Raw genomic sequence first — 22,854 nt, forward strand, 5'->3', positions numbered from 1 at the left:
ACCAGAGGGGAAAGGGGAGCTATAGCTGAGAACGCATTCTCAGCTATAGGATACCTGAAAGCCGGTACTGAACTGCTGTGCAGCCAGCATTTCCTGCTCGAGCAAGATCTCATAGGTATCTCGCCACTCAGGCAACACTGTTGTTTGACGCCACTGTTGCCACTGCTTATAAGCCACTGAATCAAGCCCTGCACTGCTATACGCAATCGTAGTACAGCAAAGGCAAAAACCAGCTAAAACCAACACCTTGTAGAAACGATCCATAAAACCTCCTCAGGCTCGGCTAACTTTATTCGTTCAATCGAATCAGCAGGATCCGACCTTACAAAAAAGCTATATCTCCGATCCCGGTTATGTTCACCAGAGGGGCCTCTAAGTATAGACCAGAAAACCATTTTGTCCGGGCAAAAAAAAGCCGCCATCAATGGCGGCTTTTTCAATTAGCTATGAATCAAAGACTCAAAACTTTCTCACCACGGGACAGCCCGGAAACACCAGTACGCACCACTTCCATAATGTTGGTAGTACCCAGGGTTTCAATAAAGGCATCCAGCTTGCTGCTGGCACCGGTAAGCTGAACAGTGTAAGTAGTCGGTGTAACGTCGATGATCTGACCACGGAAAATATCAGCGGTACGCTTGATCTCAGCACGCATCTGGCCATTGGCCTTCAGCTTGATCATCATCAGCTCACGCTCAATATGATCACCTTCGGTAAGATCAACCACCTTCACCACATCGATCAGCTTGTTCAGCTGTTTAGTGATCTGCTCAACTACTTTGTCACTGCCGATAGTCGTTACGGTCAGGCGAGACAAAGTAGAATCTTCTGTCGGCGCTACCGTCAGGGATTCAATGTTGAAGTTACGTTGCGAAAACAGGCCTACTACGCGAGACAGTGCACCCGGCTCGTTCTCCATCAGCACAGAAATGATATGTCTCATGATTACGTTCTCTCCGTCTTGCTCAGCCACATATCGCGCATGGAACCCCTTGGTACCTGCATCGGATATACATGTTCAAATGGGTCAACCGCGATATCCATGAATACCATGCGATCCTTCATCGCAAAAGCTTCACGCATCGCAGCTTCCAGGTCTTCATACTTCTCGACCTTAATACCAACATGACCATATGACTCTACCAACTTGACAAAATCAGGCAGCGATTTCATATAAGAATGAGAGTGGCGAGACTCATAGTTCATATCCTGCCATTGGCGTACCATGCCCAGCGACTGGTTATTCAGGCAGATAACCTTCAGTGGAATGTCGTACTGGCTGATCGTCGACAGTTCCTGGATATTCATCTGGATACTGCCCTCACCGGTTACGCAGACTACTTCTTCATCCGGAAAGTTCAGCTTCACGCCCATCGCAGCCGGCAAGCCAAAGCCCATCGTGCCCAAACCACCGGAATTCAGCCAACGGTTAGGTTTGTTGAACTTGTAATACTGCGCAGCAAACATCTGGTGCTGGCCTACATCGGAGCAAACGTAGGCGTCACCATTGGTCACCTTGCTCAGCATCTCGATAACCTGTTGCGGCTTCATCAGCTCGCTATCATCGGTACGGTAACGGCCACCGTGACGGGCACGCCACTCTTCGATCTGCTGCCACCAGGAAGCCAGTGCTTCCTGATCGATCTGCTTTTTGCTGGCCTTAACCAGAGATACCATCTCCTGCAGAACATGCTTGGCAGGACCTACGATAGGCACATCGGCTTTAATGTTCTTAGAGATAGAGGCCGGATCGATATCGACATGGATGATCTTGGCGGTCGGACAGAACTTATCCACACCATTAGTAACCCGGTCATCGAAACGCGCACCTATCGCCAGAATCAGATCGGTATGGTGCATCGTCATATTGGCTTCATAGCTGCCGTGCATACCCAGCATGCCGATAAACTGACGATCGGTACCCGGATAACCACCTAAGCCCATCAGGGTATTCGTTACCGGAGCGTTCAGCAGTTGTGCCAGCTCGGTCAGCTCAGCGCTGGCATCACCCATGATGATACCGCCACCGGAGTAGATAACCGGACGCTTGGCATCCAGCACCATATCGATCGCTTTCTTGATCTGTCCGGTATGACCACGGCTAACCGGGTTATATGAACGCAGTTTTACGCTCTTAGGGTATTCATAAGGGAAGCGTTCGGTAGGCGTCGTCATGTCCTTAGGGATATCAACAACAACCGGGCCGGGACGACCGCTCTCAGCAATATGAAATGCTTTTTTGATGATCATTGGAATATCTTCAGGCTTCTGCACGCTGAAACTGTGCTTAACCACCGGACGGGAAACACCGATCATATCGGTTTCCTGGAATGCATCTTCACCAATCAGATGGCTCATAACCTGACCGGTCAGCACTACCATTGGAATAGAATCCATATACGCGGTTGCCAGGCCTGTCACTGCATTGGTCGCTCCCGGACCAGAAGTAACCAGCGCTACACCCGCTTTACCGGTTGCACGCGCATAAGCATCAGCCATGTGAGTCGCTGCCTGCTCATGGCGCACCAAAATGTGTTGTACATCTTCCTGCTGGAAAATAGCATCGTAGACGTGCAGCAAAGCACCGCCCGGATAACCATAGATGTAATTAACACCCTCATCTCTAAGGGCGCGAACAACCATTTCTGCGCCTGAAAGTAATTCCACTTTTCCATCCTCAACTTGCCCTGCCAATTGCGGCAACGCATTGATTAAAAATTCAGTACTGGAGGATGTTCGTGATTCGCCTGCTGGTAAATACGGACATCAACCAGCAGGCTTTTGCAGGTTCTCTGTGATAGAGAGAGGCGGGCAAAAGCAAGTCTTCATCCGACGATAACAATGTGGGTACACACTGAAAACCCGGGAAGATAAGCTGGGTATGCTTATCAGTCTCTGCTTCGGGGTAACCTACTCACGCAAAGACAACAAATTTTGAGGCCCAATTCTGACACTAACGTTGCTATTGTTCAAGAGTTGCACAGCAGCTATTGCCACATTTCTCATATCACGAAACCGATTGCTGCAGATCCCGCTATGACAGTGCTATAGTTGGCGCATAACCGCTATATATTCTGAATCGGAGACTCTTTTAATGAGCGCTGCAGAAATTAAAAATAAAGAACGTGCAATTGATGAGATGGTTCTGGTGCTGCGTAAGATTATGGTTGAGCCTGAAATCTGCAAAAAGGCCCTGGAAATCACCCGCCAACATCTGAATGATGAACACAGCAATGTGGCTATTGCTGACGCCCTGTCTTCTGCAACCAGCATCAAGATCCCGGTTGTTCACAGTGAAGCCGATACTTTGTTTATTGAAATGTTAAAGGATCTGGTACGGGACGAACAAGCTCTGTACTGAATCCGGAAAAACACAAGCCCATAAAAGCAAAAGGTCCCACCGGGACCTTTTTAGTTTCTGTTCATCCGCGCTATTCCAATTGCCAGCAATTAGTCCGGTACTTACTCAGGTACCAGCCAGGTTAACCGGTTTTCGCTGCAACCTTGTGCCAGCTGCCCGGATAACCAGGGCATCACCTCAGTCAACTTCTGCTCCAGCGGCCAGGGCGGATTAATCAGTAACATCCCGCTGCCATACATACCACCGGCATCGCTGGGATTGATCTCAATTTCAGAACAGAGAATATTTCGAATACCACTGCGTTGCAGCTTGTGCTTCATGCTCTTCCAGCGGTTCGCTTCCAACAATGGATACCAGATAGCATAGCTACCGTTGGACCACTGCTTGAGTGATTTTTTCAGGAAATCCACCACCTGATCATATTCACTCTTGTCTTCATAGGAAGGATCGATCAGCACCATCCCCCGATTCGGTTTCGGCGGCAGCAGGGAAGTGACGCCTTCATAGCCGTCACGGTTATGTACAGCGACTCTTTTATCGCGGAAGAACTTCTGTTTCAGAACCTTAGCTTCAGTCGGATGCAACTCCATCAGCATCAGCTTATCTGCATCACGGGCAAAGTGCTGCGCGATACAGGGCGAACCCGGATACTGTTCCAGCCGCCCCTGGTTGAATGCGGCAACCGTGTTCAGGTAGTTATCGATCTGATCACAGCCGTTTGGCGGCACAGGAAAAAACCGGCTTACACCCTGCTCAAACTCAAGAGTTTTCTGTGCCTGAGCATCTTTGAAGTCATAGATCGCCCGTCCGGAGTGGGTTTCCAGATAACAGAAAGGCTTATCTTTGCGGGTTAACGCTTCCAGCATGCAGCACAGGATATAGTGCTTATGCACATCGGCAAAATTGCCAGCATGAAAACCGTGCAGATAACTGAGCAAGAGCATTCTCCAAAGTAAAATTAGACGCCGCAATTGTGCAGCATCCGACTGATAATAAAAAGCCAGACCTTCAGCATTGAATGGTCTGGCCTTTATTCAGGTGACTATTCGTTAGCGGAAGGTAAAACTACCCGCTTCAATATCGATACCAATTTCTGATCCCGGCGCATAGCGGCCTGCCAGAATTTCCTGCGCCAGCGGATTCTCAATCCATTGCTGAATCGCCCGCTTCAATGGCCGGGCTCCATAGATTGGCTCAAACCCCACATCCACCAGCTTATCCATCGCCGTAGGCGTCAGTGTCAGACTAAGATCCCGTTCAACCAAACGCTGACGCAACCGCTGGAGCTGAATCTCTGCGATGCCACGTACCTGCTCTTTGCGCAGACTGTGGAATACCACCACTTCATCGATCCGGTTGATAACCTCCGGGCGGAAGTGATTGCCCACCACCTCCATAACCGCACTACGCATCAGCTCGTAATCATCGTCATCGGTAAAGTTCTGAATCAGGTCTGAGCCCAGATTAGAGGTCATCACTACAATGGTGTTGCGGAAGTCTACGGTACGTCCCTGACCATCGGTCAGGCGACCATCTTCCAGAACCTGCAGCAAAATATTAAAGACATCGGGATGGGCCTTTTCTACTTCATCCAACAGCAGTACTGAGTATGGCTTGCGCCGCACAGCTTCGGTCAGGTAACCGCCTTCCTCATAGCCGACATAGCCCGGAGGCGCACCTATCAGACGCGCGACAGAATGCTTCTCCATAAACTCGGACATATCGATCCGTACCATCGCCTCTTCTGTATCAAACAGGAACCCGGCTAACGCCTTACATAGCTCAGTCTTACCAACACCGGTCGGCCCGAGAAAAAGGAATGAGCCATTTGGCCGATTCGGATCTGCCAGACCCGCTCTGGAACGACGCACCGCATTCGACACAGCAAGCACAGCCTCTTCCTGACCAATTACCTGTTTATGCAATGCATCTTCCATGCGCAGCAGCTTTTCCCGTTCGCCTTCCAGCATCTTAGATACCGGAATACCGGTCCAGCGGGAGACTACTTCAGCCACTTCCTCTTCGCCAACCTTATTGCGCAGCAGCTGATTCTGGTGCGGCTCTTCTTCCGCTTCGGATGCCATCTCCAGCTGTTTTTCCAGCTCTGGAATGACGCCATACTGCAATTCGGACATCCTGCTCAGGTCGCTGGAACGGCTTACCTGCTCCAGCTCAGTTCTAGCCTGATCGAGCTGTTCCTTAACCTGCTGTGAGCCCTGTAAAGCCACTTTCTCAGCTTTCCAGATCTCTTCCAGATCGGAGTACTCTTTTTCCACCAGAGCAATGGTATGCTCCAGTTCTTCCAGCCGCTTAAGAGCCGCCTGATCGGTCTCTTTCTTCAGCGCTTCGCGTTCCATCTTCAGCTGGATAAGACGCCGCTCGAGGCGATCCATATTTTCCGGTTTGGAGTCGATCTCCATGCGGATCCGGCTACCCGCCTCGTCAATCAGGTCGATCGCCTTATCCGGTAACTGCCGGTCGGTAATATAGCGCTGAGACAACTTAGCCGCGGCGATAATCGCCGAGTCGGTGATATCAACACCGTGGTGTATCTCATAACGCTCTTTCAGGCCACGTAGTATTGCAACGGTGTCCTCTTCGCTGGGTTCGTCCACCAGCACTTTCTGGAAACGGCGTTCCAGCGCCGCATCTTTCTCAACATACTTGCGATATTCATCCAGCGTAGTCGCGCCCACGCAATGCAGCTCACCGCGCGCCAAAGCAGGTTTAAGCATGTTACCGGCATCCATAGAGCCCTCGCCTTTACCGGCGCCGACCATGGTATGCATCTCATCGATAAACAGGATGATCTGGCCTTCCTGCTTCGACAATTCATTCAATACCGCCTTGAGTCGTTCTTCAAACTCACCACGGAATTTAGCACCAGCGATCAGGGCGCCCATATCCAGCGACAGAACCTTCTTGTTCTTCAGCCCTTCAGGCACCTCGCCATTGATAATCCGCTGCGCTAACCCCTCTACAATCGCGGTTTTACCCACCCCCGGCTCGCCGATTAAAACCGGATTATTCTTCGTCCGGCGCTGCAACACCTGAATCGTACGACGAATCTCATCATCCCGGCCGATCACCGGATCCAGCTTGCCGGATTCGGCCCGCTCGGTCAGGTCGATAGTGAATTTATCCAGCGCCTGGCGCGCTTCTTCTGCATTCGGATCGGTCACGCCTTCGCCACCACGCATCTGGGTAATCGCCTGTTCCAGTGATTGTTTAGTTACCTTAGCCTGTTTCAGCAGTTTGCCAACGCCGCTACGATCATCCAGCATCGCCAGCACAAACAGTTCGCTGGCGATATACTGATCACCCCGCTGTTGCGCCAACTTATCAGTAACATTAAACAGCTTGCCCATATTGGAGGAGAAACGCAGGTCACCTTCGCTGTTTTGTACCTGAGGGAGGTCATCCATCAGTTGCTGCGCCTGACTGCGCAACTGATTCACATTCGCGCCGGTTTGCGCCAGTAACGGTTTAACTGACCCACCCTGCTGATCCAGCAAAGCGATTAACAGATGGACCGGCTCAATGTAGTTGTGATCTTTACCTACGGCCAATGATTGGGCATCACCCAGGGCGGACTGTAATTTACTGGTAAATTTTTCGGGTTGCATAGACCCCTCCTGAAACGGTTGCTGCTCAAAACAAGCCGATAATAGGTTTCACTTAAAACCCGGACGGCGGTGAGCTAATTTCGCTTTCAGTACATTAAATAGGGGTGAGTTACAGGTTTTTCAAGAATTACATTAGAAAGAGATGATATAGAACAGGCTTTCACTCAGAACTTTATTCTGCCTTTCCACCCCGGCTACAGCCGTTGCAGTTGGCACAACCGGAACTCTGACACTGACTAAAAAAGACCTTACGCAGATGGCGCCATAGCCAGACGAAAATCACGCCAACCACTGACAACAGCACCAGCCAATCAAACAATGTAAGCATAACTTCCCCTACAACCACAAACTGGCCAACTGATACACCAGCCAGGAACCGAGCCAGGCCAGTACCAACCCCATCAGGATCGAAGCCCCGGCCCAACGCCAGCTACCCGTTTCACGCTTGATCGCCGCAATCGTAGCCAGACAAGGCATATACAGCAGCGTAAATACCATCAGCGCCAGGCCTGAAGCCGGCGCAAGTGCATTCCCCATAGCCGCCTGTAAGCCGGCGACATCCGCCATATCAGTCTGGTACACCACGACTAATGAAGCCGCGATAACCTCTTTGGCTATAAAACCGGACAACAGAGCAACGGTCTCTTGCCAGCCAAAGCCCATCGGTTTAAACAAAGGCGCGACAAAATGACCTAACTGCTCCAGCCACGAGGTGCCCTGTTGCGGAAAAGTCTGTAATAGCCAGATCAATAACGAACCGACTAAAATGACCCCGCCAATCTTACGCAGAAAGTCGCCCGCCTTATCCCAGACATGTAGCAATAAAGAACGTAAAGACGGCCAGCGCCACGGCGGCAACTCCATAATAAAGCTTTCATCATGTACCGCAGGAATTGTCCGGGCTAACACCGCAGCCACCCCAAACGCTACCAGGATTCCCAGCATATAAAGACTAAACAGTACTGTACCTGCATGTTGGGCAAAAAAGATTCCCGCCAGCAGGACATACACCGGCAAACGGGCCGAACAACTCATAAAGGGATTTATCAAAATTGTTATCAAGCGGGCACGGGGCTCTTCGATAGTCCGGGCGGACATAATAGCCGGTACGTTACAGCCAAAGCCCATAACCAGAGGCACGAACGCTTTGCCATGTAAGCCAACTTTGCTCATCAGGTTATCGGTCAGAAATGCAGCGCGAGCCATATATCCACTTTGTTCCTGAATAGCTATAAACAGAAACAGCAGTACCACATTCGGCAGAAATACCAGCACGCCACCGACACCGGCGATCAAGCCATCCACCAGCACATCCTTGAGCAATGAATCAGGCATATGCCGGGCCACCATCTCGCCAAAGCCACCGACTGCCGCTTCTATCCAATCCGCAGGATAGCTACCCAAAGTAAAAGTCGCCTCGAACATCAACCACAGCAAAGCGATAAAGATAGGAATGCCCAGCCACCGGTTGAGTACCAATTTATCCAGCCAGTGATCTGCTAATGATTCATCTTTATGGCTGCTGCGGCTCTTATGCAGTAAGCCATGAATATAGCCATAGCGACCTTCGGCGATCATCTCGGCAGCATTCTCATCATGCCTGAGGCTTAATGTCTGTACTGCCTGCTCAGCAATACCACGCTGGGATTCACTCAGTACAACACCGCTCTCGCCGCCGGATTCGAGCCATTGCACAGCCTGCCAACGAGACAGGCCGGAACCGGTAAGCGGCTTAACCGCCGCTTCAAGATGCGCTTCATATCCGATCTGAAGAGACTCAGAAATTTCGCCTGCGGTTAGTGTCTCAGCCAACTGATTTAACAACACTGGTAAGGCTTTCTTATTACGACCATCGCTGGCAATAACCGGCAAGCCAGTGCCTTGCGCCAATGACTCTAAATCAATTGTTTCGCCGCGCTTTTCAACCTCGTCCAGCATATTCAAGGCCAGCACCAAAGGCAGACCCTGCTCCATTAGCTGGGTGGTTAACGCCATATTACGCGGCAGATTTCCGGCATCCAGGACGTTCAGAACAAGATCTGGGGAACTACTTTGCAGGTAATCCCGGGCGACTTTTTCCTCCACCCGGCTGTTAGCCAGCGAGTAGATGCCTGGCAGGTCGATAAAATTGAAGGTCAGACCTTGCCACTGGCAGCTACCCTCACGACTGGTGACCGTCACCCCGGCCATATTACCGGTACGCTGGCGGGCGCCGGTTAGCTGGTTAAAGAGGGAGGTTTTACCACAGTTAGGATTACCAATCAGGGCGATAGTAAACGCTGTTTTAGCAGCGTTCATGAGGCAACAACCTCAATCTCAATACAGCCAGCCTCTTCGCTACGCAAACAGATCTGCTGTGGCCCGATAATATAGGTCCGGGGGTTACCCCAAAGAGATGTTGCGCCAACGCTAATCGACAGGCCACGCAATACACCAAGGGCCACGAGGCGCTGCCGCAATGCGTCAGCACCGGTTATGCGGGTAATACGCGCGCGCTGTCGGGAAGATAACTGAGTCAGTTTCATTATGGATTACTCATATAACAATGAGAACCATTATCAATTACAGACAGCTATCGATACATGATTTAAATCAGTTTTTAACTTATGCAGAGGAATTAAAGAGGAAAAAGATCAGCTGATCCAGATAATGCTGGCCATCCTTCCGGTGACACCGTCACGACGGTAGGAATAAAAAAGCTCGGACTGCTGGTAAGTACAATACTCACCGCCATATATTTCAGATGCCGACACCCCTGCCCGAATCAGCCGCAGCCGTGCCAACTGGTAGATATCTGCCAGCCATTTGTCCGGATTTACAGAGAGCTTAAATGCAACTTCCGATTCTGGCAGGTAAGCACAGAACTGCTGTCGAACTTCATGCCCCACTTCAAAAACTTCCGGCCCTATTGCAGGACCGAGCCATACCATAACCTCGGCGGGATCAGAGAATACAGACAGCGTTTGCTCCAGCACCCCATCAGCCAACCCTCGCCAACCGGCATGGGCTACCGCAATCTTAGTACCACTACGATCGGTAAAAAAAACCGGCAGACAATCGGCTGTCATCACGATGCAAGCCTGTCCGACATCATTACTCCAGCAAGCGTCGGCCTGCTCGGCAATTCCATCATCACAGGCCTTAACCAACTCAATACCATGCACCTGGGTCAGCCACTGCGGCTGCTTACTCAGGCCTAACTGTTCGATCAGCCGCTGCCTGTTACGAGCCACAGGCTCTGCATCATCAGCGACATGGTCGCCGAGATTCAGGCTGTCGTAGGGGGCCCGACTAACACCGCCAAGGCGGGTCGTGGTCAGAGCCCGTACATGGGCTGGAGCGGGCCAGTCAGCGTTGATCAGTTTCACTGATCGATCTCATGAGTTTCGGCATCTTGCTTCAGCTGATCCAGTAGTTGCACCATATCATCCGGCAGATCAACCTCCCAGGCCATCTGTTCTCCAGTCTCGGGATGAAAGATTTCAAGTCGCTTGGCGTGCAAAGCCTGACGCTGCATATTCTTAAGCATCAGCTGCAGTTCCCGGCTGATACCTTTCGGCAGACGGAAACGGCCGCCATACATCTGATCACCAACCAGTGGATAGTTAATATGCGACATATGTACCCGAATCTGGTGGGTACGGCCGGTTTCAAGCTTCAATCGAATATGGGTATGGGCACGGAATTTCTGCAGTACCCGATAATGGGTAACGGCTTCTTTGCCGAGGCCGACAACGGCCATTTTCTGACGATTGCGGGAATGCCGGCCCATCGGCTCATCAACGGTACCACCGCCGGTCATAACACCATTCACCACCGCTTCATATTCACGCCCCATGGAACGATCCTGCAGCTGGGCCACCAGCTCAGTCTGAGCCTGAATCGTCTTGGCAACCACCATCAGTCCGGTGGTATCCATATCCAGGCGGTGCACGATGCCTGCCCGCGGTACCTGGGCAATATCCGGGTTGTAATGCAGTAATCCGTTCAGCAGAGTATCGTCCCAGTGGCCTGCAGCCGGGTGAACAACCAGTCCGGCAGGCTTGTTGATGATCATGATATGATCATCTTCGAACACGATATCCAACGGCATCTCTACCGCCTTGAAACTGTCTATTACATCCAGCTCGGCATTAACACTGATCAGCTCGCCACCCATCAACTTATCGCGCATCCGCCGTGTCTTACCGTCGACGGTGAGGCTGCCATCTTTAATCCAGACCTGAAGACGGGAACGGGAGTATTCCGGAAAGAGTTCGGCTACCGCCTGGTCGAGACGTTTACCGATCAGTTCATCGGGTACTGTTGCGCTGAGTTGAACCTGCTCTGCCATGCTGTAACTCTTTCTCTGTAATCATAAAAACCGGAAAAAAAGTGCTTTAACACAAGTAAAAGTATCAGAAGCTTTGGCTTACCATCCGGTTATGTTTAAATAGGCCAAATTAAATTTTGCTCAGTATACCCGAAAGTGGCCAGAGCCGCTGACATGATCCGGGTAACTATTACAAATATCGGGATACTTTCTATGCGCCTGGCAAAGCTGCTCGCAATTTTTTCCATCACTGTTATCGCTTCCGGCTGTTCCTGGTTTGGCGGAGATGAGGTTGAAGCTCCGGATCTTCCGGAGCAAGAGCTGTATCAGGATGCTCTGGAAATGCTGGAAAGCGAGAACTATGTTGTCGCTATCGAGAAGCTGCAACTGCTTGAAGCCCGCTACCCGTTTGGAACATACTCAGAGCAGGCTCAGCTGGAACTTATCTTTGCCTATCACAAGAATTACGAGCCGGAAGCGGCGAAAGCTACCGCTGATCGCTTTATCCGCCTGCATCCTAACCACGAAAACATCGATTATGCACTCTACCTGCGAGGCCTGACCGCATTCGAAAAAGACCGTTCTTTCTTCGAAAAATACCTGCCGATCGATGAAACCCAGCGTGACCCGGGCAGCGCTCTGGATTCGTTCAATAGTTTTTCCACACTGGTTAGTCGTTACCCGAACAGCCCTTATGCACCCGATGCCCAGAAGCGGATGGTCTATCTGAAAAACCGTCTGGCAACCTATGAAATTCATGTCGCGCGTTATTACGTTAAACGCCAGGCCTGGGTTGCCGCAGCAAACCGCGGCCGTTATGTCATTGAGAACTTCCAGGAGACTCCTGCCACGCCTGAAGCCCTGGCGATCATGTCTCTGGCCTACACTCAGCTGGGACTGGTTGACCTGGCTGCCGATGCCCAGTCGGTACTCGATACAAACTTCCCAGGCTACCAGGCCAACATTGAGCAGGCTAAGCAAGAGTCTCTGCTGAATACAGCAACCTTTGGCCTGCTGGGAAGCAGCAACGAGCCAGAACAGGAAAAGGTAATACTGCCATCAGAGGCTGAGCAGGAAGAGACCCGCTCATGGTTCAGTCGCCTGACCTTTGGCATCTTTGATGACGAAGAAGAGCAGGAAAAGTAACCCGCCATACATATTAAAGGCGCCTTTTTAGTCACTGAATCGGCGCCTTTTTTATATCTGAAACAATCAGCCTCTCGCATAGAAAAGCGCAGAAAAATGCGCCAATATTGTGCAAAAAATAGTAATTTGTCGTTTATCTTCTGATATCGGCTATCCCCTCTTCCACCCCGGCCCGGGGCACCCTAAAATAGACTTTTAACCGATTCAGTTAAGAGAGTTCAGGATGGATAGGGCAGCAATAGTCAGCGCGATGCAGGTTCAGCCGGAGATCAATGTCGGGAACGAGATCGAACGCCGGATTAACTTTATAAAAAGCACATTACAGCGTTCAGGTACACGACATCTGGTATTGGGAATCAGCGGCGGCGTGGACTCAACAACCTGCGGCCGACTGGCACAACTGGCAGTTGAACAACTCAATCTGGAAACAGATTCCGCTGACTATAAATTCATCGCGGTGCGCCTGCCTTATACCACCCAGCATGATGAACATGATGCTCAGGCATCCTTACAGTTTATCCGGCCCAGCGAGAGCATCGCTGTGAACATTCACGCCGGTGTTGATGGCCTGCACAACGCCACCCTCAATGCATTAGAGCTGCAAGGATTAAAACCTGATTCCGCTGATGCAATCGATTTCGTTAAAGGCAACGTAAAAGCCCGTGCTAGGATGGTGGTTCAATATGAAGTTGCCGGTCTGCTTGGCGGTCTGGTACTAGGCACAGACCACTCGGCTGAAAACATCACCGGTTTCTACACTAAATGGGGTGATGGTGCTTGTGATCTGGCACCGTTGTTCGGCCTGAGCAAACGCCAGGTACGGGCACTGGCCTGCGAACTTGGCGCACCGGAGCAACTGGTCGAAAAAACACCCACCGCAGACCTTGAGTGCGATACCCCGCAGAAGGCCGATGAGGCTGCCCTGGGCTTAACCTACAACCAGATTGATGATTTCCTCGAAGGAAAACCGGTCACTCCAGAGGTCGAACAGAAGCTAATTGAGATCTATCTGCGCACCGAACATAAACGCCAGCCAATTCCGACCATTTATGATTAACCCTTAAATACAAAAAACGGCCGGCAGGCCGTTTTTTGTATCTTCCAACACTCAGATCCGTCCTTCCAGCTGATACGCCCGAGGTTCCAGAACCGGCTTACGCTGCAACAAAATATCCGCCATAAGGCGGGTTGAGGCCGGCGCCAACACCAGGCCATTACGGTAATGTCCGGCATTGACGTAAAGGTTTTCCGTCCCCGGCACTGCTCCGATAAAAGGAATACCTTCAGGAGAACCCGGACGTAATCCCGCCCAGTGATGCTCCAACTCATGCTGCTCCAATGCCGGGCAGATAGAAAAAGCGGTTTGCAGCAACGATTCTTTCGCTGCCTCAGTTGGTTGTTTATCAAAACCAATTTTTTCCAGCGTACTGCCCACCAGTATCCGGCCATCATTGCGCGGTATCAGATACCGTCCGCCCATCAGAACCACCCGGTTAATCAGGCCAACCGGTGCTTTAAACACCATCATCTGCCCTTTGACCGGTTCAACAGACAACTCAACCCCCAGAGGCTCGAGCAACTGACCACTCCAGGCACCGGCAGCGATTACTACCTTATCGGCCAACAACTCCCCCTGCGCGGTTTTAACACCGATCGCCTTACCCTCTTTTATCAACAGCGAATCAACCGGAGTATTTTCAACCAGCGACACTTTAGGATTCAGCTCCAGACTTTTACGCAGCGCCTGCCCCAGACGGGGATTACGAATGCTGCCCACCTCGGGCATCCACAGAGCACTACTACAGCCGGGGGCCAGGTTCGGCTCCTTCTGGTAGAGGAAGTCCGCGTCAACCTGCTCCATTGGTCGTTGATATTTCTGCCCCCACGCCAGTGCTTCAGCCTCATCGTCGACATCAACCATGAACATACCCTTGAGGCGCAGCTCAGGGTCGCAACCGGTTTCTTCTAACAACTGCTGCGACAGGTGGATATAGCTGGTCTGGGACCAGGTCGCCAAAGCAGTAACCGGCGCGGAGTAACGCCATGGATACAGCGGCGACACAATACCGCCACCCGCCCAGGATGATTCCTGCGCACAATTGTTCATATCAACCAGGGTAACTTGTGCGCCAGCCTGAGCCAGTTCACGGGCGGTCATCATGCCGATGACACCGGCACCTACGATCAGAAAGTCAGACATTCAGCTGCGCCTTATACTGCAATTTTTTAGAATTAACCCGAGTATATAAAAAAACGCGCCGGAGGCGCGCTTTTATAGACTTAAATATGATGTTTACCAGCTGGTTTCACCGGCATCGGCGGTATCGTCATCATTGTTCTGGTCCCAGCGCCGCACTCCGGTAGAGGTAATCTCCATCAGCCCGTCGTCCGCCTGCGAAGTTCCGTCGATAGGTGTTGCCCTGAGGGTATAGGTAAGCGATGCAGCCGAAACAATGGTCAGATTATAGAATTTATCATTACCATCCAGCGGGGCCTGGGTCGGGAAGGTCGTCGCAGCCGGCGCGCCGGTAGTGACATTACCCGCCCCCGCTGTGCCCGCACCGACATAGGTCATATTTTCTGTTTTAAACCGCTCCATCGCATTAGCAAACCCCATCAGGGCTTCCTGCCCGTCGGTACGCCGGGCATCAATAATAAAGCTGGTATAGCTGGGGTAGGCGATCGCAGTAAGAATACCAACGATAGCGACCGCTATCATCAACTCAATCAGGGAGAAACCCGAGTTAGTGTAGTGCTTCTTCATTCAAGCGTATCCTCATACCAATAAGTTCGAATAACCTGTTTGCCGGTATCAATACCTGTAATTGGTTCGGCCCCGACCATCACCACCGGAGGGCTGTCAATCGTATCAACGACAACAGGCTGGGATGGAATATTGCCGTGTTTCAGGTCAATTGTCCGGTCATGCCTGTTGTAGTTACCATCTTCATCTAGGTCGCCCCTTGGTGTGGCATCAGCCACACCTACTATATAGATCCGGGACTTGCCGTTAGTTACATTACAGCTCGAAGCATCTGCTACGGCCGGCTGGTATGTAGTAAAGAGTATCTGGTTATTCAGCGTCAGGCTGGGAGCCAGTACTTTCTCACCAGTGTTTTCAAGCCTGATATACCAGCCATCTTTGCGGCTGGAGTCAGAACCGGAAAGAGCAACCTCAGCGGTTTCCTTCTCAGCATCAGTGCCTTCCATGATCAGATTAAGGGTTGCATCATAGAGGTCGCTTTCTGCTAATGCTGAATACGATGAAGGGGCACTATAGATATAGTCGAACTGCTTCAACAGATAGAAACGATCCTCTATCTCTTCATTGAGCGGGTGCGCACGATAGCCCGAGCCGATACCGATCGCCATAAAGTGATTTGACTGATCGACCCCTAACGAGATATCCGGCGCGTAGTAGAAACGCCGGTTTGAAACTTTGGTTGAGCCAGAAAAGTCGGCAATAACCCCGCCACTGACCAGCTTATTTTTAAGCTTCACGTTACTCTGATCAATATCGAAGCGCCAGAGCTGTCCCCCCATGTCGCCGACATAGAACTGATCAACCAGACCATCACCGTTCATATCCAGCGCGGTAATATCGGAAGGAATACTGTAGTCCATTTGGGACAGCCCCAGATCATAGCCATTGCCATCACCGGCCTTCCAGAACAGCTCGCCGGTTTTAGCATCCACCATGTAGATAGCACGGCCTACAGTATCCGAAGTACGCACAGAAGCATTATCCTGGTTTGGATCATAGCCGCCGGCAAACAGTAATACGTCCTTAACTTCGTCATCGAACTTTACTGTGATTCTCTGTGGTTCCGACCATGTCTGACCCAACTCCTCAAAGTCTGAGCCTGACTCTCCACCATTGATCTGCCACAGCATCTCAGGCTTTGTACGGTCGGTCACATTCAGTGCATAATAACTACGGCCACCGCGACGCATGCCGGCGTATAGATAGACAAAGTCATCGGCAGTATCGAGATAGTCACCGTCATTGTTACCATCCCTGCTCCATAAGCTGATCGGCCCATCCATACCATAAGGCCGCGGCGATACGGTCTGGTTGCTGTAGTATACGTCCAGATTCTGCAGCAACTCCTTTGGAATAAAGGCAAACTCTTCGATACCGGTTTCGGTATCGATGGCATGGATATAACCCTCGTTAGTACCGATAAATACAGTACTGTCGGGTTCCTTAGTAGCTGAATCCACGGCATAGGTCATCAGTACCGGCCGGGAGTGCAGGGGATCACCCATCTGTCGCCGGGCAGTCGAACCATCGGATTGCAAGCCCCGGGCCCAGTCCATCAGGTTACTGCGGTAACTGGCATCCTGCCCTACTATATCCAACAACTCATGGGTTATAGCATTATTGTCCGTGGTTAAAGGATAACCCGACAACTGGGCAGAAGTATCATCCGCCACCGGATAGCCTCCAAAATAGGTATAGATTTTTCGAGCGGACGGCTCAGGAAGCTTATATGCAGCCCCACCAAGTTCAACCTTATTTCCATCCTCATCTACTGACCATTCACTGCGGGCGGTTGACCTGAAAAAACCCCGGGCCTCATCGATCGCGGGATTGCCTTCGTCATCAACCACCCGGGCAGGATTACCCGCCAGGCGGTATTTCTTAAGATTACCCAGCCACTTAGCTGTTTCCTGCGGTTTGAACAGTGAATAATAGATATCGTCCCGGTGACTGAAGCGATTAAACTGATTCACTGTAACGCTGGGCTCAACATAGGTCGTGTCGATCGCACTGATCGACTTCAGAATCTGGTCAAATGCATCAACCAGAGCTGCCGAGTTACCTGCTGTAAAGTAGGCTCCCTGCCCATTTACAGCGACAGACTTCAACCAGGGATCATCAAGATCAAAGCCAACAGTATAAGTTTTTACAGTCTGATCATTAGCTAGTGCTCCAAGCTGATCAGAGGAACTAAGGAAATCTGCCAGCTCCTCACCACATTCACCATCATTCTTACCCCGCTTTGTACTTGTGTAAGCGCAACTCTGAGTATCGGTATACCCCATCATCGTCTTTGCTTTATCTGCAGCAGCATTGCCATAAGCAAAACCATCGGTCAGCAGCACAATATAGTTCTGCTGACAGGATTCTGTTATAGGCGATGTATAAACCGGTGACCCGGTGATTTTTTCTGCCTTACAGTCGTTGGAGCTAAGATTGCTATCAGTACAACCATCGGGTTGTTCTACTGTACCGCCTGTATATGATTCAGCATGGGAAATACGGGAATTCTGGTTATCATTCTTACTGCCCCAGACACCCCTATAAGTACCAAAATCAACAGTTTCTCCCCGGTAATAGAGCGCTGCTTCATATAAGTTATCAACAATAGGCGTCGCAAAGGTCAGTTGCATTTCATCCACCAACCGGATCATTTCATCCCGGACGGTATAATCTCCGATAACGTCCTTAGGATCAGCCTGGAAAACTAAGCGAGGAGCCAAAACACTACCATCATAAGATTCTGCAACTCGCTTACCGCTTCCGGAGATCGTGAATACTATGCTATTACCCGGCTCCCACTTGCTCTGAGATATAACCTTCTCTAACAAACCGGATATGTCAGGAGAGCGTTGCCAGCTATGTTCTGTATTCCACTTATCACTGATATTCCAGGTAACAGATTCACTGAATGTGTTCCGGGTAGAAATTTTGTCATCATTGGAAAACGGCGTAGCATTCTCCGCACTCTCAACTTTGATCGTCAGAGATGTCGGATTGATAAAGTCGGAAGTATCGACAGCAAACTCCAGATAAGCTGACTCAACACTGGCATCCTGCTTCAGCTGAAGATTATTGAAACGAAGTCCCACCAACTGAGAACCCACTCCGGCATCATCATTTACTAATTCAAGATCATTATCATTGAGATACAGAGTGCCTGAAGCACTCTCTTCAGCATCATCGTCCGGATGGTTTATACCCACCTCAAAATTACTGAGGTTACAGGCATCATCAGCGACTGAATCAACATCATAGGTTATATCCAGTGAGGCCGCTTCAGTTGAACTACCATCAAAAGACCGGAATAATCGCTCTCCAGCACCTGACAAAAGCAGGGTCAGGCTATTACCGCCGCACCAACCGCTGCGATCAGTCACATCCTCAATCACCGAGGCCAGATCAGGAGACTGATATGTACTTCCACCGGCCCAGGTGGTTGTATACCAGTTGATCCCTGCAGTTTTAGATCGTGAACTTAAACTACCTGCTGTAGAAATTAGTTCTGAGCTATTATCAGAGCTTTCAGCCTGTACCAGAATTGCAGATACATTATCTGTATCTTCCGCAGCCGTCAGATTGAGGTTTGCAGAGGTAATCCTGGCTCCCTGGGGAATAGCCAGGTTTTCAAAGCGTATCGCTACCATTTTTGATGAAACCGCAGGAACGGTATAATCGTATTCAACATTCAGCTTTGGAGCTTGGGAAGCGCTCTTGTTATAACTTTTTATTAAGCGGAACGCCTTATCATTACCATCTTGATTGATTAATACGGCCAGATTATTCCCAGGTTCCCAATCAGAGCGATCTACCACTTCCTGAACCAGAGAACTTACATCTGGCGTCGTGAGAAGCTTACCACCGCCAGGAGAAGCGACGGAGTTCCAGTTAACCTTGGCTGATGTTTTTGTACGTGAAGCAATTGGAGCAGAGTTACTAAAGACAGCTGGATAACTCGAATCTTCTGCATATATATCCAGATCTAAAGTGTTTGTTTTTTTGTTCTGGATGGTAAAAACGACTTCAGCATTCTGTATTTCTGCCCCCTGAGGAATCTCAACCTGGGCAAAGCGAACACCCACATCATACTTTACAGAATTGCCTCCGGTTCCCGATCTGCTGAGTTTAATCGTATTTGAAGTAACATTCACCGAACCATTTTTTGGCTGAAACGCATCATTATCACCGCCATTAAGCGTAAAGGTATCTGTTACACCGGTGAACTCCTGAGTCTGACGATCAGATAGTGCGAGATCTTCAGCATCAAGCACAACAGTTCCATCCATCAGTTCTTCAGCATCATGATCATACCGGGCAACTCTAACCGACAGGGTACCTGATGCTTGTGAATCGGGAGCATCTACAGCTTTATCAATATCGGATACTGGATAGAGAATAGGCCCACCAACGCCATTCATCCGCATAAAACCGACATTAACATCCTGCACGCTACCCAGAATCGTACGTAGTGCTTTTTGCATCTGTATCAGTTTTGTCTCACCGGTTGTGTCACCACTCGGCGCATTTTTCATCGACTTAGACGTATCAAGAATAAACAGCACGTTGGGCCGCACCGTTAAACTTGTCGAGCCACCAAAGAAGATCTCGGTATCATCCGCCATCAAAGGGGTAAAGGCGTACAGCGTGCCGATCAGTCCCAACCAAAATCCTTTTAACTTTCTACCCAGTTTCATGCCACTCACCTGCTCTATTCCTTTACGTAGGAGATGCGATACATACCCTGCAACAACAGGGTTTTCGCTTCATCATCGGCATCATTGAAGGTACTGTTATCGTCGATATAACCCCGCCCCTGGGCCTCGAACTGATAAGTAACCGAGTTATTCAGTGAAGCACCTACTGCCACCCCTTTTCCTCGATACTCAAGCACACTTTCTGAATTAAGACGGGGAATATTGGTTGAGAAAGCAGCCAGAGAGGAGCTGCCACCTTCGCCATTATCAATCGCTTCAAACATCGAGCCGTCATCGTTGATAATGTTATTCAACGCGCTATCGGCAACCTGAAACGTTTGATTCTTGCTTTGGGCATTAAATGCCATCTGCTCTTCAGAGGCAGAGGTCGTCATCATCGAAGCCACCAGCAGTGAAACCACCGCCAGCATCAATAACGTAGTCACCAGCACGATCCCCTGCTGTCTGGGGCTAGCCCGAAATCTCTGCATTGTCTTAGTTTTCTTCATAATCAATTCAAATTCCGTAGCATAACCGTTGCAGAGAAAACCCGTCGCAGGCGCCTGTCCTCTGGATAACTGACAGTGCCCCCGGCACCCGATGCCGGCTGGATAATAGTCCCCGCCATATTGTAATTAACCGTATTAGCGGTATCGCGAACCCGGTTATTCGATACCACCATAATTGACAGGCGAACAGCGACTACTTCATCCATATTCAGGCTGCCATCAGCCGCGCCAACAAAGCGCAGATTCCCCGAGGCCAGCCGCTGCCCGAACAGGATATTTATCCGTTCAACGCCTGCGACAATCTCAAACTCTTCCCGCGCCCCCCGGTCATAGCGATACAAAGCAAAAATATCATCGCCGTTATCACTATTACGACCGGTGTCTTTAACGTAATAGGCATTGGCCAGATACTTCAGAATAAAAGAGTCCGCCTGGTACGCTTTACTCAAGCGGTTAGTCGTATTATTTGAATTTGCATGGGCCAGTGTTACGTTACCATTGCCCAGAACCTTCGGGTTATTAGTCACCCTGAACAAATCTGCAGCTTCACAATCCGTGACAATAATCAGGTCATTCTGCTCGATCCCCAGGTTATTATCTGTAATATGAATATTGGCATTATCAGCTGAACAGCTGAATCCCCCTCCAGGACAGTCGACCGCGGTTCCGGTGGGTGAAGCATGCTGGATATAGATGACATCGGAATCATTTGCCATCGCACCCGAAATTTTAAGTTCATCTGGTTCAGTAAGCTTCGCTGGCGTCCAGCTACCTGAACTATTGATCTGGAATCCACGCAGGGGCTCGATCGTAACATCGATATCAGGATCCTTGGCAATGACATTGACCTCGATGGTATCCAGATCGATACAGCCCTGATAACCGGTCAGGCGTATATCCCTGATCATGTAGTCCAGCGCAAAACGGCCATTATCCTGTACCCGGGCCAGTGCCTGACCGGTACGATTGCTGTCACTGGTAGCGATAAACACCTGAAACACCCCTAACACCAGAAACAGGCTTACCGTCAGGGCCACCATCAGTTCAACCAGTGAAAAACCCCTTTGCTCTCTCATCGCACTCGTCATCAGTTCGTTACCCGAAGCGTTACTACCAGGTTATGGGATCGATTCGCTTTGTTTTCCGCTGCCGATACCTGCCAGTCACTTTCCTGCCAGCGAACGGTGATCGCTACCTCGTCAGCCCCCGGGCCTCTATCTATGATCCCAGTCGAATTGGGAATCAACGGGCGGTATGCGGCGCCGTCGGCCCCGATACCATTCACGTCGATAAAGCTTTCGGCCCACTCGCGCAGATCCTGGCTGGCCTGTTGTGCTTCGCTGCAACCGGAAACACCGTTAGTGCAATTGACTGAAGCCGGCAGATCGCCCGGTTCAGAACTATCAAATTCATAATTATCTGCGGACGAAAGGAAAAAGCTGGAATTAAGCCGGATACGATCCGCCATGTCGTAGGCCAGCGTATTAGCCTGGCTACGGTAGTAAGCACTCTGATTTTCATTCATGCTGGTCATGGCCATCCCGGCCACGCCTAATAATACGATACTGATAAGTACGATTGAGACCAGCACTTCTATCAGGCTGACGCCGCAACAGCGATTTCGTTTAGCAAGGATATTCACGGACATACCAGATTCCCCCCGCTATGATCATTCACAATACCATCCGCGTCTTCATCAACCATTCTACGAACCGAGCCTGAAATCTGAACAACAACCCCCCTGGCAACAGCGGTATCACTATCCGAACTACACAGACTAAAGCTACCCTCGACAGCTGAATTACCTCTCAGCTCACCGCGCGAATTGTACTGAATACGTCCGGCAGCATAGATAAAGCCGGTTCGCCTGAGGGTTACGCTCTCAAGCCCGGAATTAACTTTAAGCACCCGATCAGTCGTATCCACCACTGCATCAGCATCGGCATCGGTAAAAATAATCCAGCCGGACTCCCAGTTACTGCCGCCATTACAGCTGGTACTGTTAGTAGAGCTACACAGGGTAATATTTGTCGCAGCCTTAGCGGCTGCTGAACGGGCATAGGACAACTGGCCCTGCAGCTGATTCATACCCGCAGCCAGGCGGTTAGTATTGATTGTAGAGCTGTAATCGGCTGTGGCTATCGCTAGCAATATGGCAAATATTGCTATCGTTATCATCAGTTCAACCAGTGTAAAGCCGGATTGTTTCCGATCCCTAAAATTAAAACATTTATTCACTTATCCATATCCCTGAATAAATTTAATGCGAAGTAATACCGCTGGCTAATTTATATAAGCTTTTCGGGTAATTGCTATGTACATACGAGCATGTAAAACATTGAGTATGCCAAGACTACAGATACAGCATAAAGTGTATCTTCTGGCACCATGCCTAGTGGATTCTATCCCCCAACAGAAACCAGCGAAAAACGATTATGTATA

20 protein-coding genes are annotated in these 22,854 nt (G+C 50.2%); 3 read left to right on the top strand and 17 right to left on the bottom strand.

All coding sequences use genetic code 11. The annotated features are described in order from the left end of the window. Window positions 1–39: 39 nt before the first annotated feature. From ACQUQM_RS17355 to ACQUQM_RS17365, 3 genes are all read right to left on the bottom strand, one after another. Window positions 40–264 carry a hypothetical protein gene (locus ACQUQM_RS17355; RefSeq protein WP_432471130.1) on the bottom strand — a complete coding sequence of 75 codons (225 nt, stop codon included), beginning with the start codon at window positions 262–264 and terminating at the stop codon, window positions 40–42. 187 nt (window positions 265–451) lie between these two features. After that, window positions 452–943, bottom strand: coding sequence for an acetolactate synthase small subunit (gene ilvN, locus ACQUQM_RS17360; RefSeq protein WP_432471131.1), 492 nt, complete (start codon window positions 941–943; stop codon window positions 452–454). 2 nt (window positions 944–945) lie between these two features. Next, the gene (locus tag ACQUQM_RS17365) at window positions 946–2,667 is read right to left on the bottom strand and encodes an acetolactate synthase 3 large subunit (protein WP_432471132.1); all 1,722 of its coding nucleotides are present in this window, start codon (window positions 2,665–2,667) and stop codon (window positions 946–948) included. A gap of 427 nt (window positions 2,668–3,094) precedes the next feature. Here ACQUQM_RS17365 and ACQUQM_RS17370 point away from each other — a divergent pair, with 427 nt between their 5' ends. Next, entirely contained in the window at window positions 3,095–3,361 is a 267-nt protein-coding gene (locus ACQUQM_RS17370; RefSeq protein WP_432471133.1) for a hypothetical protein, read from the top strand. 101 nt (window positions 3,362–3,462) lie between these two features. On the opposite strand, the gene ACQUQM_RS17375 is transcribed toward ACQUQM_RS17370, so the two are convergent. The 7 genes from ACQUQM_RS17375 to rluD all read right to left on the bottom strand — a co-directional run bounded on the left by ACQUQM_RS17375 (window position 3,463) and on the right by rluD (window position 11,320). Beyond that, window positions 3,463–4,299 (bottom strand): 23S rRNA (adenine(2030)-N(6))-methyltransferase RlmJ, encoded by an 837-nt coding sequence (locus ACQUQM_RS17375; RefSeq protein WP_432471134.1) that lies wholly within the window; start codon window positions 4,297–4,299, stop codon window positions 3,463–3,465. A gap of 111 nt (window positions 4,300–4,410) precedes the next feature. Beyond that, the gene (clpB, locus tag ACQUQM_RS17380; protein ID WP_432471135.1) at window positions 4,411–6,987 is read right to left on the bottom strand and encodes an ATP-dependent chaperone ClpB; all 2,577 of its coding nucleotides are present in this window, start codon (window positions 6,985–6,987) and stop codon (window positions 4,411–4,413) included. A gap of 172 nt (window positions 6,988–7,159) precedes the next feature. After that, window positions 7,160–7,315 (bottom strand): hypothetical protein, encoded by a 156-nt coding sequence (locus tag ACQUQM_RS17385; RefSeq protein WP_432471136.1) that lies wholly within the window; start codon window positions 7,313–7,315, stop codon window positions 7,160–7,162. A gap of 8 nt (window positions 7,316–7,323) precedes the next feature. After that, a complete protein-coding gene (gene feoB, locus ACQUQM_RS17390; protein WP_432471137.1) occupies window positions 7,324–9,285 on the bottom strand; it encodes a ferrous iron transport protein B in 1,962 nt (653 codons plus the stop codon). Beyond that, window positions 9,282–9,512 carry a FeoA family protein gene (locus ACQUQM_RS17395; RefSeq protein WP_432471138.1) on the bottom strand — a complete coding sequence of 77 codons (231 nt, stop codon included), beginning with the start codon at window positions 9,510–9,512 and terminating at the stop codon, window positions 9,282–9,284. The genes feoB and ACQUQM_RS17395 overlap by 4 nt, the downstream gene beginning before the upstream one ends. Window positions 9,513–9,620: 108 nt before the next feature. Continuing rightward, the gene (gene pgeF / locus ACQUQM_RS17400) at window positions 9,621–10,355 is read right to left on the bottom strand and encodes a peptidoglycan editing factor PgeF (protein WP_432471139.1); all 735 of its coding nucleotides are present in this window, start codon (window positions 10,353–10,355) and stop codon (window positions 9,621–9,623) included. Further along, entirely contained in the window at window positions 10,352–11,320 is a 969-nt protein-coding gene (gene rluD / locus ACQUQM_RS17405) for a 23S rRNA pseudouridine(1911/1915/1917) synthase RluD (RefSeq protein ID WP_432471140.1), read from the bottom strand. The genes pgeF and rluD overlap by 4 nt, the downstream gene beginning before the upstream one ends. 192 nt (window positions 11,321–11,512) lie before the next feature. Here rluD and ACQUQM_RS17410 point away from each other — a divergent pair, with 192 nt between their 5' ends. Both ACQUQM_RS17410 and nadE read left to right on the top strand, forming a co-directional pair. Further along, window positions 11,513–12,445, top strand: coding sequence for an outer membrane protein assembly factor BamD (locus ACQUQM_RS17410; RefSeq protein ID WP_432471141.1), 933 nt, complete (start codon window positions 11,513–11,515; stop codon window positions 12,443–12,445). A gap of 223 nt (window positions 12,446–12,668) precedes the next feature. Next, window positions 12,669–13,502, top strand: a complete 834-nt coding sequence (nadE, locus tag ACQUQM_RS17415) for an ammonia-dependent NAD(+) synthetase (RefSeq protein ID WP_432471142.1) — start codon at window positions 12,669–12,671, stop codon at window positions 13,500–13,502. A gap of 51 nt (window positions 13,503–13,553) precedes the next feature. Here nadE and thiO read toward each other — a convergent pair whose 3' ends face one another. The 7 genes from thiO to ACQUQM_RS17450 form a co-directional block, all read right to left on the bottom strand. Further along, window positions 13,554–14,645 (bottom strand): glycine oxidase ThiO, encoded by a 1,092-nt coding sequence (gene thiO / locus ACQUQM_RS17420; protein WP_432471143.1) that lies wholly within the window; start codon window positions 14,643–14,645, stop codon window positions 13,554–13,556. A gap of 93 nt (window positions 14,646–14,738) precedes the next feature. Continuing rightward, the gene (locus ACQUQM_RS17425; RefSeq protein WP_432471144.1) at window positions 14,739–15,209 is read right to left on the bottom strand and encodes a type IV pilin protein; all 471 of its coding nucleotides are present in this window, start codon (window positions 15,207–15,209) and stop codon (window positions 14,739–14,741) included. Beyond that, on the bottom strand, window positions 15,206–19,903 hold the full coding sequence (locus ACQUQM_RS17430) for a PilC/PilY family type IV pilus protein (RefSeq protein WP_432471145.1): 4,698 nt from the start codon (window positions 19,901–19,903) through the stop codon (window positions 15,206–15,208). The genes ACQUQM_RS17425 and ACQUQM_RS17430 overlap by 4 nt, the downstream gene beginning before the upstream one ends. Before the next feature lie 14 nt (window positions 19,904–19,917). Further along, window positions 19,918–20,412, bottom strand: coding sequence for a pilus assembly PilX family protein (locus tag ACQUQM_RS17435; protein ID WP_432471146.1), 495 nt, complete (start codon window positions 20,410–20,412; stop codon window positions 19,918–19,920). A 2-nt stretch (window positions 20,413–20,414) separates the two neighbouring features. After that, on the bottom strand, window positions 20,415–21,500 hold the full coding sequence (locus ACQUQM_RS17440) for a PilW family protein (RefSeq protein ID WP_432471147.1): 1,086 nt from the start codon (window positions 21,498–21,500) through the stop codon (window positions 20,415–20,417). Beyond that, the gene (gene pilV / locus ACQUQM_RS17445) at window positions 21,500–22,060 is read right to left on the bottom strand and encodes a type IV pilus modification protein PilV (protein WP_432471148.1); all 561 of its coding nucleotides are present in this window, start codon (window positions 22,058–22,060) and stop codon (window positions 21,500–21,502) included. The genes ACQUQM_RS17440 and pilV overlap by 1 nt, the downstream gene beginning before the upstream one ends. Beyond that, window positions 22,051–22,650 carry a GspH/FimT family pseudopilin gene (locus ACQUQM_RS17450; RefSeq protein ID WP_432471149.1) on the bottom strand — a complete coding sequence of 200 codons (600 nt, stop codon included), beginning with the start codon at window positions 22,648–22,650 and terminating at the stop codon, window positions 22,051–22,053. The genes pilV and ACQUQM_RS17450 overlap by 10 nt, the downstream gene beginning before the upstream one ends. Between the last annotated feature and the right edge of the window lie 204 nt (window positions 22,651–22,854).

It is taken from the genome of Amphritea sp. HPY (genome assembly GCF_050870985.1).
Classification (GTDB): domain Bacteria; phylum Pseudomonadota; class Gammaproteobacteria; order Pseudomonadales; family Balneatricaceae; genus Amphritea.